The 16,632-nt window shown below is 59.9% G+C and carries 15 protein-coding genes; 6 read left to right on the forward strand and 9 right to left on the reverse strand.

All coding sequences use genetic code 11. The features are described from left to right. Positions 1–3: 3 nt before the first annotated feature. The 7 genes from ruvX to ytxJ all read right to left on the reverse strand — a co-directional run bounded on the left by ruvX (position 4) and on the right by ytxJ (position 8,384). Positions 4–414, reverse strand: a complete 411-nt coding sequence (gene ruvX / locus NMA52_RS09925) for a Holliday junction resolvase RuvX (RefSeq protein ID WP_254827508.1) — start codon at positions 412–414, stop codon at positions 4–6. Positions 415–423: 9 nt separating this feature from the next. Next, positions 424–3,876 (reverse strand): efflux RND transporter permease subunit, encoded by a 3,453-nt coding sequence (locus tag NMA52_RS09930; protein ID WP_254827509.1) that lies wholly within the window; start codon positions 3,874–3,876, stop codon positions 424–426. Then, positions 3,869–5,065 (reverse strand): efflux RND transporter periplasmic adaptor subunit, encoded by a 1,197-nt coding sequence (locus NMA52_RS09935; RefSeq protein ID WP_254827510.1) that lies wholly within the window; start codon positions 5,063–5,065, stop codon positions 3,869–3,871. The genes NMA52_RS09930 and NMA52_RS09935 overlap by 8 nt, the downstream gene beginning before the upstream one ends. A 48-nt stretch (positions 5,066–5,113) precedes the next feature. Continuing rightward, entirely contained in the window at positions 5,114–6,442 is a 1,329-nt protein-coding gene (locus tag NMA52_RS09940) for a TolC family protein (RefSeq protein WP_254827511.1), read from the reverse strand. A 10-nt stretch (positions 6,443–6,452) separates the two neighbouring features. Beyond that, on the reverse strand, positions 6,453–7,079 hold the full coding sequence (locus NMA52_RS09945; protein ID WP_254827512.1) for a TetR family transcriptional regulator: 627 nt from the start codon (positions 7,077–7,079) through the stop codon (positions 6,453–6,455). Positions 7,080–7,176: 97 nt separating this feature from the next. After that, complete coding sequence (locus NMA52_RS09950; RefSeq protein ID WP_254827513.1) at positions 7,177–8,061, reverse strand: nucleoside phosphorylase; 885 nt, start codon at positions 8,059–8,061, stop codon at positions 7,177–7,179. Beyond that, positions 8,058–8,384 (reverse strand): bacillithiol system redox-active protein YtxJ, encoded by a 327-nt coding sequence (ytxJ, locus tag NMA52_RS09955; protein ID WP_254827514.1) that lies wholly within the window; start codon positions 8,382–8,384, stop codon positions 8,058–8,060. The genes NMA52_RS09950 and ytxJ overlap by 4 nt, the downstream gene beginning before the upstream one ends. 108 nt (positions 8,385–8,492) lie before the next feature. On the opposite strand from ytxJ, the gene NMA52_RS09960 reads away from it, so the two are divergent. Then, positions 8,493–9,296: a pseudouridine synthase gene (locus tag NMA52_RS09960; RefSeq protein ID WP_254827515.1), complete on the forward strand. Its 804-nt coding sequence runs from the start codon at positions 8,493–8,495 to the stop codon at positions 9,294–9,296. Positions 9,297–9,722: 426 nt separating this feature from the next. On the opposite strand, the gene NMA52_RS09965 is transcribed toward NMA52_RS09960, so the two are convergent. Then, the gene (locus tag NMA52_RS09965; protein WP_254827516.1) at positions 9,723–10,535 is read right to left on the reverse strand and encodes a mechanosensitive ion channel family protein; all 813 of its coding nucleotides are present in this window, start codon (positions 10,533–10,535) and stop codon (positions 9,723–9,725) included. A gap of 110 nt (positions 10,536–10,645) precedes the next feature. Between NMA52_RS09965 and NMA52_RS09970 the strand changes: the two genes are divergently transcribed. The 5 genes from NMA52_RS09970 to NMA52_RS09990 all read left to right on the forward strand — a co-directional run bounded on the left by NMA52_RS09970 (position 10,646) and on the right by NMA52_RS09990 (position 15,561). Further along, positions 10,646–11,131: a RecX family transcriptional regulator gene (locus NMA52_RS09970; RefSeq protein ID WP_254827517.1), complete on the forward strand. Its 486-nt coding sequence runs from the start codon at positions 10,646–10,648 to the stop codon at positions 11,129–11,131. A 77-nt stretch (positions 11,132–11,208) separates the two neighbouring features. After that, positions 11,209–12,294: a DUF4837 family protein gene (locus tag NMA52_RS09975; RefSeq protein WP_254827518.1), complete on the forward strand. Its 1,086-nt coding sequence runs from the start codon at positions 11,209–11,211 to the stop codon at positions 12,292–12,294. A gap of 50 nt (positions 12,295–12,344) precedes the next feature. Next, positions 12,345–12,878, forward strand: coding sequence for a YfiT family bacillithiol transferase (locus NMA52_RS09980; protein ID WP_254827519.1), 534 nt, complete (start codon positions 12,345–12,347; stop codon positions 12,876–12,878). 220 nt (positions 12,879–13,098) lie between these two features. After that, on the forward strand, positions 13,099–14,121 hold the full coding sequence (locus NMA52_RS09985) for a hypothetical protein (RefSeq protein ID WP_254827520.1): 1,023 nt from the start codon (positions 13,099–13,101) through the stop codon (positions 14,119–14,121). Positions 14,122–14,205: 84 nt separating this feature from the next. Beyond that, positions 14,206–15,561: a hypothetical protein gene (locus NMA52_RS09990; protein ID WP_254827521.1), complete on the forward strand. Its 1,356-nt coding sequence runs from the start codon at positions 14,206–14,208 to the stop codon at positions 15,559–15,561. On the opposite strand, the gene leuB is transcribed toward NMA52_RS09990, so the two are convergent. Continuing rightward, on the reverse strand, positions 15,558–16,613 hold the full coding sequence (gene leuB, locus NMA52_RS09995) for a 3-isopropylmalate dehydrogenase (RefSeq protein ID WP_254827522.1): 1,056 nt from the start codon (positions 16,611–16,613) through the stop codon (positions 15,558–15,560). The two genes, NMA52_RS09990 and leuB, sit on opposite strands and share 4 nt — an antisense overlap. Positions 16,614–16,632: the final 19 nt, after the last annotated feature.

Genomic DNA, 16,632 nt, shown 5'->3' on the forward strand with positions numbered 1-16,632 from the left:
AGTTTACCTTCTTTCTTCCAAAAAGTCCTGTAAAATAAGCGCGGCGGCAATCCGGTCGACTTCCGTTTTGTCGCGGCGGCGTTTCTTCTTCATCCCCATGGCGAGCATACTTTCCCGGGCGCGCCGGCTGGTATAGAACTCATCCTGGCGGTGAAGCGTGATGCCGGGATACCGGCGACGAAATTTGCGTTCGAAGCCGACGATCTCGGTCTGAATGGGATTGGCCACGCCGTCCAGCGCGCGGGACTCCCCGATCACCAGATCGCTGACTTCTTCCCGTTGCAGATATTCATCCAGCCAGTCCAACAGCTTACCGGTCGGTACGGTTTCCAGCCCGCTCGCAATGAGCTGCAGGGGGTCGGTGGCGGCTACGCCGCACTTCTTGATTCCGTAGTCGATGGCCAGGATACGCACGGTGGCAAGTTAAGTAGTTTCCACTTCGAGCACTTCGGCATCGGCCTCCTCGTGGCGGAACCGACCGGCGAACCGTCGGATACCCCGCCGCGATTTGTACATTAACCAGATCATCACCGGCACGACCACCAGGGTCAGGAAGGTCGCGAAGACCAGACCATAGATGACCGTCCAGGCCATCGGGCCCCAGATAGCCGTATTATCTCCTCCGATGAAAAGCCGGCCATCCCAGTTGGCGATGAAGCTGAAAAAGTCGAAGTTGAAGCCTACGGCCAGCGGAATCAGTCCCAGTACGGTCGTAATGGCCGTCAGAAGTACCGGCCGCAGACGCGTGGCTCCGCCCTCGATGATGGCGGCCCGGATGTCGCTCAACTCCAGTTCCGAGATCTTATCCAGCCCCTGCTCATCGACCTTCTCCTTCATCAGCAGCGTGGTGTAGTCGATCAGTACGATGGCGTTGTTGACTACCACCCCGGCCAGGGAGATGATGCCTACCCCGGTGAAGACCACTGAGAAGGTGCCGCCGAAGAAAAAGTAGCCCAGTAAGACCCCGATGGTCGACAGGATCACCGAAGTGAGGATGATGAACGGAGAGCTGATGCTGTTGAACTGCGCCACGATGATGATGAAGATCAGGAAGAGCGCGAAGACGAACGCTCCGAGGAGGAAGCCCACGTCCTCCTGTTGCTGCTGCTGCTCGCCGGTAAACTCGTAACTGAATCCCTGCGGGAGGTCGTAGGCCTGCAGCGCGGCGTCGATCTCGGGAATGATGTCGTTGGCTACGTAACCCTCCAGCAGGTTGGAGCTGATGGTGACTACGCGGTCCAGATCTTTCCGCTTAATGGAGCTGTAGGTCGAGGAGTAATCCACGGAGGCCACCGTACTGATGGGGACCTGGGTGATGCGCCCGGTAGCGGGATCGCGGAAGGTGATGCGCTGACTGAGTAGGTTCTCCACCCGGTTGCGGTCCCGCTCCTGCAGGCGGATGAAGATCGGGTACTCGTCTTCCCCGAGCTTGTACTTGCTGATTTCCTTTCCGTAAACGGAGGTGCGCAGGGCCGAGGCGATCTGGAAAGTGGACAGGCCGTAGCGCCGCGCCGCCTCCCGGTTCACCTTTACGAGGAGTTCCGGCTTGCCGAGTTTGATGTCGGCGCTAAGCTGCTCGATGCCGGGGATGCCCTGCTGATTGATGTAGTTGATCACGTCGTCGCCCAGCGTGACGAGGCGGTCGATGTCCTCCCCGCTGATCTCCAGATTGATGGGCTTGCCGGTAGCCGGACCGTTCGCGTTCTGATCCACGCTTACCTTCACGCCGGGCAGTCCGCGTACGGCTAGTCGGATCTCCTCCATGATGTCCCGCGTGCTCACTCCGCCCCGCTCCCGGTAGGGGACGAAGCTGACGGTGATGCGGGCCTTGTTCGGCGTAAAGCCGGGCTCGGGCGGGGTGTTCGGGTCGGAGGTGTTCTCGCCGATTTGCGTCAGTACCGCCTCCACGATGTCGTCGTAGGGTTCCAACAGGTCGAGGATGCGCGTTTCCACGACCCGGGTGACCTCGTCGGTGGCGCCAATATCGGAGCCCAGGGGCAGTTCCACGAAGGCGTTCACGTAAAGTGGATCGGCCGAGGGGAAGAATTCGATCTGCGGCGGGAAGAGGGCGGTGAGAAAGAGGGACAGCACCAGCAGGCCGACGGTCCCGAAGATCATCGACTTGCTGAAGCGCAGGGCGAAGCCGATGAAGCGGTCGTACTTCCGTTCGAGCCAGGGCAGGAAACGGTCCTGAAACACGAACGACGCCGGCCGTAACAGGAAAAAGTAAACCAGCGTGACCACCGTCGCGACGAGCATGAGGTTGAAAAGCCAGTTGGCTCCCACCAATAGCCCGATCAGCCCAATGACCACCATGACGGCGGCCGTCAGGAGGGTGGTCCTCACCTTGCGCCGGCGGCCGGCGGGAGTCACGGCACGTTTATCCACTTGCATGAAGCGGCTCGCCAGCACCGGATTGATGATCAGCGCCACGATCAGCGACGACAACAAGACCAGGATCAGCGTAATCGGAAAATACTTCATGAACTCCCCCACGATCCCCGGCCAGATGGCCAGGGGCATGAAGGCGGCCAGGGTGGTTGCCGTGGAGGCGATGATGGGCCAGGCCACTTCCCCCGCCCCGAACTTCGCCGCCCGGTCGGATACCTCCCCCAGCTGCATGTAGCGGTACACGTTCTCCACGATCACGATGCCGTTATCGACCAGCAGGCCCAGGGCGAGAATGAGGGCGAACAGCACGACGATGTTGAGCGTCACGCCCGTCAGCCAGATCCACAGGATGCCCATGAGCATCGATAGCGGAATCGCGATGCCCACGAAGAGCGCGTTCCGCAGCCCCAGGAAGAACAGGAGTACAACCACGACCAGGATGACCCCGGAGATGATGCTGTTCTCCAGGTTGTCTACCTCGCTGCGGGTGTTGTCCGACTGATCGTTGAAGTAAGTGATGCTCAGATCGTCCGGCAGCCGTTGCTGGACCGCGGCCACCGTCGCGTTCACTCCGTCGGAGGTACTCAGGAGGTTTTCCCCGGAGCGCTTGATGACGTCCAGGCTGATCACCGGCAGGCCGTCGGCCCGGGCGATGCTCTTGGGATCCTCGTAGCCGAAGGTCACGTCGGCGATGTCGCGCAGGTACACCAGGCGCTGGTTCTCGTTCTTGACGATCGTACCAGCCAGTTCCTCGGCATCCCCGAACTCCCCCACTACCCGGATGGCCCGGCGCACGCCGTTGTTGACGATCTCCCCGCCGGAGAGCGTCAGGTTCTCGGCCGAGATGGCGTTCTCGATGTCCTGAAAGCTGATCTGCAGGCTCTCCATCTTGCGGACGTCCACGGCAATCTCGATCTCCCGCTCCTGGATACCCTTCAGGTTCACGGCACTTACGCCGTCGACGTTCTCCAGCTCGTCCTCCATAAGCTCAGCGTAGCGTCGCAGCTCCTCCGGCGGAAAATCGCCGCTCATATTGATGGTTACGATGGGGAACTTCGACAGGTTGATCTCCAGCACCGTGGGATCCGTATCGAGGTCGGTAGGCAGTTCGGCCTTGGCAATGTCCACGGCATCCTTCACCCGCCGGAGGGCATCGTCGAAGTCCTCGTCGGAATTGAACTCTACGGTGATCACGCTGAAGTCCTGGATGCTGGTCGACCGGATCACCTTCACCCCGTCGACGCCCTGCAGTTCCTTCTCCAGGGGGCGGGTCACGAGACTTTCGATGTCCGCCGCCGAGTTACCGAAGTAGGGTGTATTGATGTACACCTGCGGGAGCTCAACTTCCGGAAATTGCTCCTTGGGCACCTGGTCGTAGGCGTACAGACCGAAGATCAGGATCATAATGGCCAGCAGGAATACGCTGGTGCCGTTGTCGACGGCAAGGTTGGTGAGCCCGAAGGTCCGTTTCTGCTGATTAGCCATTGGTGGTCGGATTGGCGGTGGTGCCGGTCTGCACCGGCGACTGGCTCAGGGAGATCGGCTGGCCGTCGGTGAGTCCGCGACTACCGCTCGTGATGATGCGGGCGCCGGCGGTGAGCCCGCTTTCGACGACGGCCCGGTTGTTGTAGCTGCGGCCGGTACGTACGTAGGTCTTACGGGCCACCGTTTCTCCGTCGACCTCTTCGGCCGTAAAGACGTAGCGCTGTCCGTCGACGTCCTGCTGGATCTGGTCCTGGCTCACGACGATCAGATCCTCGGCGGCGAAGTCGAGCACCTCCACCTCGGCCAGCAGATTCGCCTTCAGCTGATTGACGTACTGTCGCGGCACGTCCACTTCGATCTCGAAGGTCCGGTTAGCGGGGTCCACGGTGCGGCCGATGCGGCTCACCGGAGCTTCGAACTCCAGGTCCAGGGCCGGCACCCGCACGCGCACCTGCTGCCGCAACCGCACTTTCGTCAGCAGATCCTCGGGGGCGTCGGCCACGACGTCCAGATCATTGGTGCTGATGATCGAGAGGATCGGCGCGCCGGGCATGGCACTTTCTCCGGTCCGCATCATCACCTGGTCCACGGTGCCGCTGAGGGGGGCGTAGACGTTGCGTTTGCTGGCCTGTACGTCGATGCTCTTCAGTTGCTGTTGCAGCCGCTCGTAGTTATTCTTTGCCTGCAGGTACTGAATTTCGGAGCCGATATTCTGCTCCCACAGTTTCTGTTGCCGTTCGTAGATGGTCTTTGCCAGGCTGGCGGCGGTTTCGAGCTCGGCGCGCTGGGTTTCGGTGCCCTCCACGTCCAGGGTGGCGACGAGCTGTCCCTTGCGGATGGGGTCGCCCTCCTCGAAGTTCATGCGCAGGATCCGCCCGGGGATCTCCGGACTGGCCACGGCACTTTCGGAGGCCCGCACCGTCGCCTGCACTTCGGCGAAGTTGGTAAAGCTGCTCGGGGCCACCGTTTCGTAGGCGACCAGCGTGGCGTTGGGGGCAAAGGAGGGATCGACCTCCGCCAGCCGCTGCTCCAGGTTCTCCACTTCCTTCGTGAGTTCCCGCAGTTCGGCGCGGCGCGTGCGCAGGGCTTCCTGGATCTCCGCGGCGGTTTCCGGCTCCTTTTCTTCGGGGGCGGGGCCGCAGGAGCCAAGGGTTACGGCAAGGAGCAATGCGGCAAATAGATTTCTCATGACGATCATTGAAAGGCTTGTGGGGTGGACGGCACCGGGTGCGTCGTCCTACCGCCCGAGGGCGAGATAGAGATCTTCCTTAGCGACGAGGGTATCGTAGAGGGCATTCAGGTAGTTGGCCTGTGCCTCGTAGAGTTGTTGCTCGGCCTGGACGGTTTCGACACTGCTGCCGACCCCCTCCCGGTACTTGATCTGGGTGGTTTCGTAGATTGACTGCGCCAGTTCCAGGTTTTCCTTGGTCACCTGCATGCGTTGACGGGCCGTGTTGAAGGTGCCGCGGGCATTGCGTACCTCCAGGGCGATGCCCCGGGCTACGTCGTCGCGCTGGTTGACCACCTTCTCTTTGTCGAGGCGCGCGCGCTGCAGGCGGGCGCTGCGCCCGCCGAAGTCGTAAATGGGGATCACCGCCGACACGCCCACCACGACCGTAGGCGCCCAGAAGCCGTCCGAAAGATTATTACCCTGGTACTGGTACTGGGCGGCCGCCGAGGCATCCAGCCGGGGCAGAAAGGCCGCCTTCTGCAACTCTATATTAAGGTCTTGAAGAGCGATGGTCTGGTCTAACAAACGGATTTCGCTCCGTTGCTGGTAGGGAACGTCGGCGGTGAGCGCGGCGGCATCGACCTCGAGCTCCAGCTGTTCCAGGTCATCGGCCACCCGCAATTCTTCCTCCTCGGGAAAGTTCAGGAGGAATTTCAGCGAGCGCAGGGCATTTTCCCGCTGCTGCTCCACGTCGTTGCGGCTGCTCCGCAGGTTGTTAAGGCTCAGGCGCAGGCGATCCACGTCGAGTTGCTCCACGAAGCCGGCGTCGTACTGGGCCTGGGTTTCCCGCAGCAGCTTTTCGAGATTGTCGATGTTGCGGTCCACGATCTCCAGGTTGGTCGACAGGAGCAGTACGGGTAGGTAGCTGCGGGTAACCTGGGTACGGACCTGTCGTTGGGCATCCTCCAACTGGAGGTTGAAGTAGTCGCGGCTGGCGCGGGCGGCCCGCAGTCCGACAAAGTACGAGCCGTCGAAGAGCATGCTCCCGATGCTGATGCCGCTGGTGAAACTGTTCTTGAGCTGGAAGGCGATGGAGGTGGGGGCGTTCGGATCGCCCTGGGCGAAGGCTTCGGGCAGGGGAAGCACCGGTACCTTGAGGTAGTGTAGAAAGTCCAGCGAACCATTGATTTGCGGAAGCCCCGTGCTCAGTCGCTCACGCACGTTCTGTTCCGCATCCAGGATATCCACCCGGGCATTGCGGATGGTATTGGAATTGAGGAAGGCGTAGTCGACCGCGTTCTGGAGGGTATAGACCTGCGTTTGCGGGACTTCCTCCTGGGCGGACAGTCCCAGACTAACGAACAGCAGAAATACGGTGGGGGGGAAGAATTTCATATGCCTGGCCTTAGGGGAGATCTTCTTGCTTCAGGTATTGGTCCAGCCGGTCGCGCCCGAACTGATTGACGATGCCGTTGAAGTGGTAGCTGCTGTGCTGACGGATGATGTCCGAGAGCGGACGCTCCTGCGCCGGAAATACTCCGCGGTCCACCACCATCATGGTCATGCCCACGTAGAGGTTGGCGATCACCTCGGCGTCGATGTCGGCCCGGTAGAGCCCTTCTTCCATGCCCCGCTCGAGATTAGTCGCCACGCTCCGCAGGAACTCGCGTTGGTGGGCCATAATCATCGAATGAAACAGTTCGGGGTAGTACTTGCGCAGGTCGTGGAGGGTGGTCGGCGACACCTTCCGCATCTGCCGGATGAAGTAGCGGCTGTTCCGCAGCAGTTCGTCGATGGCATCGGCCGCTTCGTCGGTGTGCCGGCGCAGCACCTGAATGTCCCGGCGGGTATCCTCCTCGAGAACCAGCTGGATCAGGTCCTCCTTATTGTCCACCATCTGGTAGAGCGTTTTCTTGGAGATGCCCATCTCACGGGCGATATCATCCATACTCACGCTGCGTATGCCGATGCTCCGAAACATGGCACCCGCCTTGTCGAGAACCTGCCGGTTGTGGTTGATTTCTTCTATCACGCCGCAAAGAACGGGGGAAACTTTGGATAGTTACAAAGTTTCCCCCGTTTTTTAGCTTGCTTGAACCGAATTTTGCCGGCTCCCGCGTCCCCGCCCCCTACCCCGCAGGAGCGGTTGCGAGTTCCAGGCCGAGATCGATCAGTGCCTCCACGGTATTGCCCGGCTGCCGGCTGAAAGTCCCCAGAGCCCGGTTGGCGAGTAGTGCGGACAGGGAAGCCGCCCGGTGCCCCAGCAAGTGCGTCAGGCCGTAAATTCCGGACGTTTCCATTTCGATATTGGTGATGCGCAGATCATCCGCGTGGAACTGCCGCAACGCATCGAGAATGGCCGGATTCATGCCCGCGGGTAGGCGCAGACTGCGTCCCTGGGGAGCATAAAATCCGGCGGCCGTCAGGGTAATGCCCCCGGTCAGCGAGCGGGCGGCCGGTTGTGACAGGAAGTCGGGTAGTTCGGGGCGCACGATGAGTGGGGCTACCGGCAGGCGCACCCGCTGTTCGTCCAGGTGATCAATCAGCGTGATGGCCAGGGGGTCGGGCTCCCCGGTGCTCAGGTAAAAGGGTAATAGTCCGTCCGCAGCAAGCGCGGCCCGCGACAGTACGAAGCTGTCGAGGGGCAAATCGTGTTGAAAGGCCCCACTGGTGCCGAGCCGCAGAAAGTCGAGGGAGATAAGTTCCTCCTTGATCTCCCGCCGATGCAGATCGATGTTGAAGAGGGCATCGAGTTCGTTGATGACGATGTCGACGTTATCGGTACCGATGCCGGTCGAGATGACCGTCAGGCGCTTACCGTTCAACTCGCCGGTGTGGGTGACGAACTCCCGGGCTTCCACCCGGAGCTCCACCCGATCGAACCGCCGGCTAACTTGCTGCACCCGTTCGGGGTCGCCGACGGTGATGATGGTTTCCGCTACTTGTCCCGGCAGCAGGTGCAGGTGATACAGGGAGCCGTCGGGCCGCAGGATGAGTTCCGATTCCGCGATCACGCCTGTTCGCCGAGCTTGCGGACTTGTTCCTTCAGGCTGTCCTCCTGTATATCGGAGCGCCAGTAGTGATCGACGGCCTCTCCGCGGTGCACGACGATCGCCTGGGGGCTGGCGTGCTTCACGTCCAGTCGTTCGGCGATTTCCTCCGACAGGTCCTTCGCGTACTGGATCACGATTCCGTAGATGTCGATATCGTGCTTGGCGTTCGCGATCTGCACCTGGGCGCGGGCGCTGAAGGGGCAACTGTTGCTGTGCTTGAAGATCACGATGGGCTTTTCCTGCGAAGCCTGCAGCGCGGCGTCGAGATCCTGGGAAGTATTCATGGTATGGAACATGCCTTCACAACGTCGGCAGGGGGGCGGGGTTCGCGGGAGTCTACAGCTTGCGGGGGCCTTACCTTTGCCCGTCCTACCCTGCTCAATCGCCCCGCCATGAAACAACCGCGCCGCTTCCAACGCTCCCAGGCCCGCAACTCCAGTAACCCGCCCGGACTGGACCGCGAACCCGCCGAACTGATCGGCATGCGCCTGAACAAGTACATCGCTCACTCCGGCGTAGCGAGTCGCCGCACGGCGGGCGATATGGTAAAGGCCGGCAAGGTCAAGGTCAACGGCAGCGTGCTCGACAACCCCGCCTACCAGATCCAGGAAGGAGACGTGGTCGAGTACGACGGAAAGGTGGTAGCCCCCTCCGAACGGTTTGTCTATATTCTGCTGAATAAACCCCGCAACGTCATCACCACCACCAACGACGAGCACGACCGCACCACCGTCATGGACCTGCTGGACGAGCCCGGCCTCCGTGGCCTCCGCCTCTTTCCCGTCGGCCGCCTCGACCGCGACACCACCGGTCTGCTTCTCATCACCAACGACGGTGACGTCACTACCCGGCTCACCCATCCCCGCTTCGAAACCTCCAAGATTTACGAAGCCACCCTGGATAAACCCTTCAGTCCCGCCGACCTCGCCCAAATGAAGGCCGGCTACGACCTCGACGACGGCCCCTTCCTCCCCGACTGGGCCCGCTACACGAACGAAGACGACCCCCGTAAGGTCACCCTCCAGATCCACAACGGTCGCAACCGCATCGTCCGCCGCGCCTTCGAGCACTTCGGATACACCGTCGAAAAACTCGATCGCACCTACCTGGCCGGCCTCACCAAAAAGAACCTCCCCCGCGGGTTCTACCGCTACCTCTCCGAAGAAGAAATCCGCCGACTAAAGTACTTCAGCTAACCACGAGCGACTACCAGCGACCACCGGGAGCGATCCCAAATTACCACCCGCGAGCCCCGCGAGCGACCACCAGCGAACGCAGTGAGCGTGACTAAATCACCACCCGCAAGCCCGCGAGCGACCACCAGCGAACGCAGTGAGCGATCCCAAATTACCACCCGCGAGCCTCGCGAGCGACTACCAGCGACCACCGGGAGCGATCCTAAATTACCACCCGCGAGCCCCGCGAGCGACTACCAGCGACCACCGGGAGCGATCCTAAATTACCACCCGCGAGCCCCGCGAGCGACCACCAGCGAACGCAGTGAGCGTGACCACATTACCACCCGCGAGCCCCGCGAGCGACTACCAGCGACCGCCGGGAGCGATCCCAAATTACCACCCGCGAGCCCCGCGAGCGACCACCCGCGAACGCAGTGAGCAATCCTAACTCCTGACGTGCACATCCATCTGCGGATAGGGAATATTAATATCCGCCGCATCGAAGGCCTTTTTCACGTGCTCGTTCAGATAGATCAGGGTCGGCCAGTAATTGGCGTTCTCGGTCCACACCCGCAGGGCCATATCCACGCTGCTGTCGTTGAGGGTGCGGACGAAAATGTCGACGCCGCGGTCTATCAGAATGTTCGGGGTTGCCTCGACCACGGACTGCAGGGTAGCCCGCGCGTGATCGATATCGTCGCCGTAACCGATGCCGAAGGTCATGTCGAGCCGGCGCACTCCCAGGGCGGTCATGTTCTCGATGGCATTGCCCATCACTTTTCCGTTCGGAATGATGATCAGCCGGTTGTCGACGGAGGTCAGGATGGTGTTAAATACCTGAATGTCCTTTACCGTACCCGTATACCCGCCCGTTGTGACCAGATCGCCCACCTTGAAGGGGCGGAAGGTGAGCAGGAGAATACCGCTGGCGAAATGACCGAGGTTGCCCTGTAGGGCCAGTCCGACGGCCAGGGATAGGGCCGAAAGGATGGCAATGAAGGAGGTCGTTTCCACGCCGAACATGCCGGCAATGGAAAGAATGAGCAGCACCTTCAGTCCGATGCTGAAAAAACTGGTCAGGAAACCGGAAACGCTGATGTCCATGTTGCGCTTCTGGAAGAGGTGGCGCAGCTTCTCGGTCAGCCAGTTGATGAGCCAGAAGCCGGCGACCAGTAGAAATACGCCGAGGACGATCTTCAGGCCAATGGCGAGTAAAATGGGTTCGTAGTCGCTCCAGAGCTGCGCGAAGTCTATCATTGGGGTCGGGGTTGAATTCGCGGCAAGATACGGACGGTTGGGGCTTGGCCTCTAAGTCCGGAGTAGCCGATAATTTCGTACTTTTGCAACAAATCCTTTTAAAAACTTCCGTGTTTCAGCCCCCCAAGAAAGTCGTGTACACCGCCGAGCAGGCTCTAGAAGCGCTGCAGCATTACTGCGCCTACCAGGATCGCTGCCATAAGGAGGCTCGCGAAAAGCTGCACGAGCTCGGCTACTACGGCGATCCGGCCGAGGAAGTCATCGCGGAGCTCATCCGGGAGAAATACCTCGACGAGGAACGCTTCGCTCGCTCCTTCGCCCGCGGTAAGTTCAAGATTAAGCGGTGGGGCCGGTATAAGATCCGGGCGGAACTGAAGCACCGCCACATCAGTGCGTACTGCATCAAACAGGCCATGAAGGAGATCGACCCCTCCGAATATTACGGTACGCTGTGTAGTGAACTCGAACGGCGCAACGGGATCGAAAAGGCCGGGCAGCACCCGTACTTGCGCCGCCGTAAGTTGGCGGACTATATGGTGAAGCGGGGCTACGAATCCGGTATGGTGTGGGAAGCCATCAACGAGTTGGAGCTTTAGCCGACATTTGACCCGGCGACCGCCCGTCAAAACCCGTCCGGTAATCATCTGTTCCCCTGATTAGAACGCTTTCATCAATGTCCGCATACCGTCCCCTACTCTTCATCCTCTGCCTGAGCCTGTTCGCCGGCCTCTCTTCCTGCGGGAATGAGGAACTGCAACGCACCCTCCAGCCGACCCCCTCGGCCTTCGGGCAGATCAACAGCCTGGTCGTCATCGCCGACAGCAGCACCTGGAAGGCCGGAGTGGGGGATTCCGTAGCGTACTTCTTCGAAGCTCCCTACATCATCCTGCCCCAGCCCGAGCCTATTTTCGACGTGCGCTACATTACGCCCGAGCAGGTATCGGCCGAACCTACCTGGGGCCAGTTGCGCAATTACATCGTTCTGGCCGACCTTAGCGATAGCGATAGCCCCACCACCCAGATGGTCCTCAACGATCTCTCCGATGACAAGATCCAGCAGGTAAGGACCGAGGGTTTCGGAACGGCCGTAGCCAAGAACAAGTGGGCTACCGGCCAGCAACTGGTCTACATTCTGGGTAAAAATCACGATGAGTTGCTTACGGGTCTCAGTACCGTGTACCCCGGCGTCGTCAAGCGCCTGCAGCAAGGAGAAGATGAGCGCATGCGGGTCACCACCTACTTCGAGGGCGTGAACCGCCGGCTGGGGGATACCGTCCGCCAGATGGCCGGCGCCTCCCTGGAAATTCCCGGCGGCTACGTTCGGGTACCGCTCGACGCGGAGGACGTGGTCTGGCTGCGCAAGGAAGTGCAAGGGGCCAGTCTCAATATCATGGTTACGAAAGTTCCCTACCAGGATCAGTCCCAGCTCTCCCGCGAAGGACTCAAGGAAATTCGCGATCGGATCGGTAAGGAATACGTCAGTTCCACTACCGCCAACACCTACATGCGGATCAACGACACCGACTTACCCCTCTTTACGGAAGCTACCGAACTCAACGGGGCCTACGCCATCGAAGGCCGGGGCATCTGGGAGATCGAGAACGACTTCCTGGCGGGGCCCTTTGTCTCCTACCTGCTGAACGACGAGGCCGATAAGGAACTGGTCCTGGTCGACGGCTTCGTCTACGCTCCCGGACGCCGCAAGCGCGATCTGATGGCCGAGGTCGTTCAGGTTATTCGTACCGCCGAAGTCAACTAACGATATTCGTCCCACACCGCTCCCGCGTACCCGCCTAAACTTTGCCTTCCATGTCCGCCACTGACCTTCTACGGTATCCCATCGGCCCAAGCCAATTGCCCCAGCCCGGGGACGAAGCCGCCCGCATCGACTCCATCAAACGCATCGGTAGTTTTCCGGATCGACTGGAAGCCCTGGCGGACGACATTCGACGGCGGAATCTGCTCGACGTAGCTTACCGACCGGGTGGCTGGTCGGCCCAGCAGGTCATTCACCACCTCGCCGATAGTCACCTGCACGCCTACCGCAGACACAAGGTCACCCTCGTGGAAGATCACCCTACCCTGGTCCCCTATAATCAGGAAGCTTGGGCGGAATTGCCCGACGTAGCCGCGGTGCCGGTGCAGGCCAGTCTGGACATTCTGCGGGGAATACACCTCCGGCTGGCCGTCTTACTGGCCCAGTGTACGGATGAGCAGTGGCGCCGCACGGCTTACCATCCCGGCAGCGGTATTACCTACCACCTGGACACCCTGGCGGCACACTACGCCTGGCACGGGGATCATCATTTAGGGCACCTGCGATTAATCCTGGAGAACAATTGACGCGATAAAATTGCATTTACCGAAGACCAACTTGTGAACTACATAAACAATGCTACTAAATTCTTAAATTGATTGAATTTGCAAAACAATACTTTATTAGCAGCTTATTTGCAGGTCTTTACGCGAATCTGACGAACACCCATCGTACGGATCGGGTTTGGGGGATACACACCTATTGAGTATTACACACCCACTTTTTCCCCATCAAACCAACAATTTTATGCTTTCCAATTTATCACTGAGCCGGCTCGGCCTGCTCCTTATTGCCGTTATGGCACTTTCCCTCACTTCCTGCAACGACGATGACGATACCATTCTCGGCATCGACTTCGACGACGACGGAACGCTCTTCCTCTCCTCCAACACCAGTGGTATGGTCGGCGTAGTCAATCTGGAAGACGGCGCCCCGGACATCGAAACCTTTACGGCCTCCGGCACCGATGCCGACGGACTTTACTACGATACCGACGAGGGTAATCTGTATCAGGTAGACCGCACCAACAACGTCCTGGTCGAGTACAACGACGTCATTGATGATCTTGATGACCCCAACGGCGTCGACGTGGAATCGCGCAGTACTTCCGACTTCACGAACGGTCGCGGGTTGGCTTACCGCAACAAGCAGTTCGTTGTCGCCCAACAAGGGAGCGATGAGAACGACAACGCCAATCGCCTGGTGGTGTATAACATCCTGACGGGTGACGACATCCAGACCGGCTATGCCTTCGATACCGACATTGCCCTCTGGGGTATTCAGTTCGTCGGCAGTGACCTCTACGCCGTAGTCGATAAGAGCGATTCCGTCGCCGTATTTACCGGATTGCTCAACAACGCTCCCGGAACCATGGTCACCCCCGATCGCTACATCAAGGTAGACGGCATCACCCGTACCCACGGACTGGAGTACAATGCCGAAGACGACATCATGATCCTGACCGACATCGGTGACGCCGCCTCCGATACCGACGGCGGACTGGTCATCCTGCGCAACTTCTCTACCCTGGGCAACCTGACCTCCGTCGGTGCCGAGAGCTACACCCGTATTGGTGGAGCGACCACTACCCTCGGTAACCCGGTTGACGTAGCCTACGACCAGGATACCGATCGTATTTACGTAGCCGATCGCGCTACCAACGGCGGTACACTGCTGATCTTCGAAGGCACTGCTAGCGGAGACGTGGCCCCCATGACCTCCCTGCCCTTCCCCGGGCTGAGCTCGCTGTATCTGCACCGGGATAACTAAACCGTGATTCCCTAGTACGCTAAAGGCGCCCGTTCCTCCCCCGGGAGGAGCGGGCGCTTTTTGTATGCAGTGTATATTGCTACAATGCGCAAACACACCGCCGAGGGTACGAATCTTGATCTTTTACAAATTAACAGTTGGCAGTTGGAGCTGCTGGTCACCGGATTCGCGCTGGCGGGAATGCTGTCGGGCTTCGATGCCTTTGGTGAGTGGACCAAAAAGTGGCTCGACGCGCTCAGTGGCAAGGACCTTGTCTCAAGTTTCGTCGGTGGTCTGATCGTGTGTCTGTCGTTTGCCTACATCATCACGCTGGCTAATCTGTTCGTGCACGTGGTACTGCGGTGCCTGTGGATCGGTGCGATCGGTTCGCGGTCCGTTATGGGGGATACCGTACTGATACGGAGAAGACTGGCCCCGAAGTTCCGCTCCTTCCTTCAGCGCCGAACCGGAAATTTTGACCGCTACATCCAACACGTCGACGACGCGGCCAGTCTGATCTTCGCCTTTACGTTTCTGCTGATCGTAGTCGCCGTCAGCATCTTCACGATCACCGGATCGCTGGCGGGGTTGGTGCTGCTGATCAATACGGTATCCGACGGAGGAACCTTTTGGACGGTCCTGCTGGGAATCATCCTGTTCGCTTACCTGTTTTTCGTTCTCGTTTATTTCGTGGACTTTCTCACCGCCGGCTACCTCAAGCGCTTTCGCTTCTTCTCCCACCTTTACTTTCCTTTCTACCGGCTGCTGGGTTGGATTACCCTGGCCCGTCTGTACCGACCGCTGTACTACAACCTACTTTCCCGTAAGCATAGCTATTGGTTTGCCCTCGTACTCGTCCCCTACTTGTTTCTGGCCGTCACCCTTCTTTCGCTGCAGGCTACTCCTTTCCGTTATGTATCGAACGATTACTTCGATAACGACACCAACGGCAAACACCTGCTCCGCGCCGGATACTACGCGGACGAAAACGATGACCGGGTCACGGAAGCCATGGTGGAACTGCCTTCTCAGATCATCAGAGCCTCACCCCTGCGGGTGCGCATTCCACTGTATAGTTCCTACGAAGCGGTGATTGCACGGCAGTGCCCCGAACTGTTACCCCCCCACCAGAGCGTCATTCACTCCGTGATACTGTCGCGCTTGTTTGGTTCCGAACCGGATGCGGCAAATTCCGCTACGCTGACCCCCCATATTCTGGAGTGTCTCGGCAGTTCGCTATCACTCTACCTCGACAGTAACAGACTCAGTCTGCACGATGTATTTCTGACCCGCCAGGATCACAGCCTACGCCCGGATCTGATCAAATTCATTCCCCTGGACACCCTTACTCCGGGGCTGCACTACCTGAATGTCCACCAGCGACAGCTCCCCTCCCCCCGCAGACCGGAAGATTCGATCAGGGCGATTATTTCGGTTCCCTTTTACTACGCTTCGGGCTAGAGCGCGGCGGCGATACGGTCGCCGAATTCCCGGGTACCGACCCGCGTGGCCGGCCGGAGATCCTCCGTACCTACGCCCTGCCCCAGGACGGCGTTGACCGCGCTTCTAATCGCCGCACCCTCCTCACGCAGTTCCAGGTGATCGAGCATCATGGCGGCCGACAGGACGGCGGCAACCGGATTGGCACGGTCCTGTCCCGCTCCTTCCGGCCAGGAGCCGTGAATGGGTTCAAACATGCCGACGGTAGAGCCCACGCTGCTGGACGGCAACAATCCGAGTGATCCGGCCAGTACGCTCGATGCGTCGGAGAGAATGTCGCCGAACATGTTGCTGGTCACGATTACGTCGAACTGGGCGGGGTTGAGGATCAACTGCATGGCGGCGTTGTCCACGAACATGAAGTTCAGTTCCACGTCGTCGTTTTCCGCGGCGAGCTCCCGGGTGACCTCCCGCCACAGTCGGCTGCTTTCCATCACGTTGGCCTTGTCGACCAGGGTGAGTCTGCCACGGCGGGCACGGGCCTCGGCGAAGCCCATCCGCACGATGCGGTCGATCTCCATACGGGTATAGGTACAGGTATCGTAGGCGGTATTGCCGTCGTCCTTTCTACCCTTTTCCCCAAAGTAGATGCCGCCGGTGAGCTCTCGGACGATCAACATATCCACGCCCTTCATGCGTTCGGGGCGCAGGGGACTCAGGTCAGCCAGTTCGTCGTAGCTCGCCACCGGGCGCAGGTTGGCAAACAGGCCGAGCTCCTTACGCAGCTTCAGTAAGCCCTGTTCGGGACGGACCTTCGCGGTAGGATCATTGTCGAAGCGGGGGTGACCGATGGCCCCGAACAGTAAAGCATCCGACCGTCTGCACAGCGACAGCGTTTCTTCCGGGAGGGGCTCCCCCGTCTTGTCGATTGCCACCGCTCCGACGGGAGCGTAGGTGTATTGAAAGGTGTGTCCGAATTTTTCGGCAACGACGTCGAGCACCTTGATCGCTTCGGCGATCACTTCGGGTCCGATCCCGTCGCCGTCCAGTACGGCAATATTATAGGTAGGCATATAGTGGGGCGGTAAGGGT

The organism is Lewinella sp. JB7 (genome assembly GCF_024297185.1).
Taxonomy (GTDB): domain Bacteria; phylum Bacteroidota; class Bacteroidia; order Chitinophagales; family Saprospiraceae; genus Neolewinella.

Coding starts and splice junctions, on each gene's coding strand:
- NMA52_RS09930 (WP_254827509.1), bottom strand. CDS start 3,876: ATGGCTAATCAGCAGAAACGGACCTTCGGGCTCACCAACCTTGCCGTC.
- ytxJ (WP_254827514.1), bottom strand. CDS start 8,384: ATGAATACTTCCCAGGATCTCGACGCCGCGCTGCAGGCTTCGCAGGAA.
- NMA52_RS09965 (WP_254827516.1), bottom strand. CDS start 10,535: ATGATAGACTTCGCGCAGCTCTGGAGCGACTACGAACCCATTTTACTC.
- NMA52_RS09940 (WP_254827511.1), bottom strand. CDS start 6,442: ATGAAATTCTTCCCCCCCACCGTATTTCTGCTGTTCGTTAGTCTGGGA.
- NMA52_RS09975 (WP_254827518.1), top strand. CDS start 11,209: ATGTCCGCATACCGTCCCCTACTCTTCATCCTCTGCCTGAGCCTGTTC.
- NMA52_RS09985 (WP_254827520.1), top strand. CDS start 13,099: ATGCTTTCCAATTTATCACTGAGCCGGCTCGGCCTGCTCCTTATTGCC.
- NMA52_RS09935 (WP_254827510.1), bottom strand. CDS start 5,065: ATGAGAAATCTATTTGCCGCATTGCTCCTTGCCGTAACCCTTGGCTCC.
- NMA52_RS09990 (WP_254827521.1), top strand. CDS start 14,206: ATGCGCAAACACACCGCCGAGGGTACGAATCTTGATCTTTTACAAATT.
- leuB (WP_254827522.1), bottom strand. CDS start 16,613: ATGCCTACCTATAATATTGCCGTACTGGACGGCGACGGGATCGGACCC.
- NMA52_RS09980 (WP_254827519.1), top strand. CDS start 12,345: ATGTCCGCCACTGACCTTCTACGGTATCCCATCGGCCCAAGCCAATTG.
- NMA52_RS09960 (WP_254827515.1), top strand. CDS start 8,493: ATGAAACAACCGCGCCGCTTCCAACGCTCCCAGGCCCGCAACTCCAGT.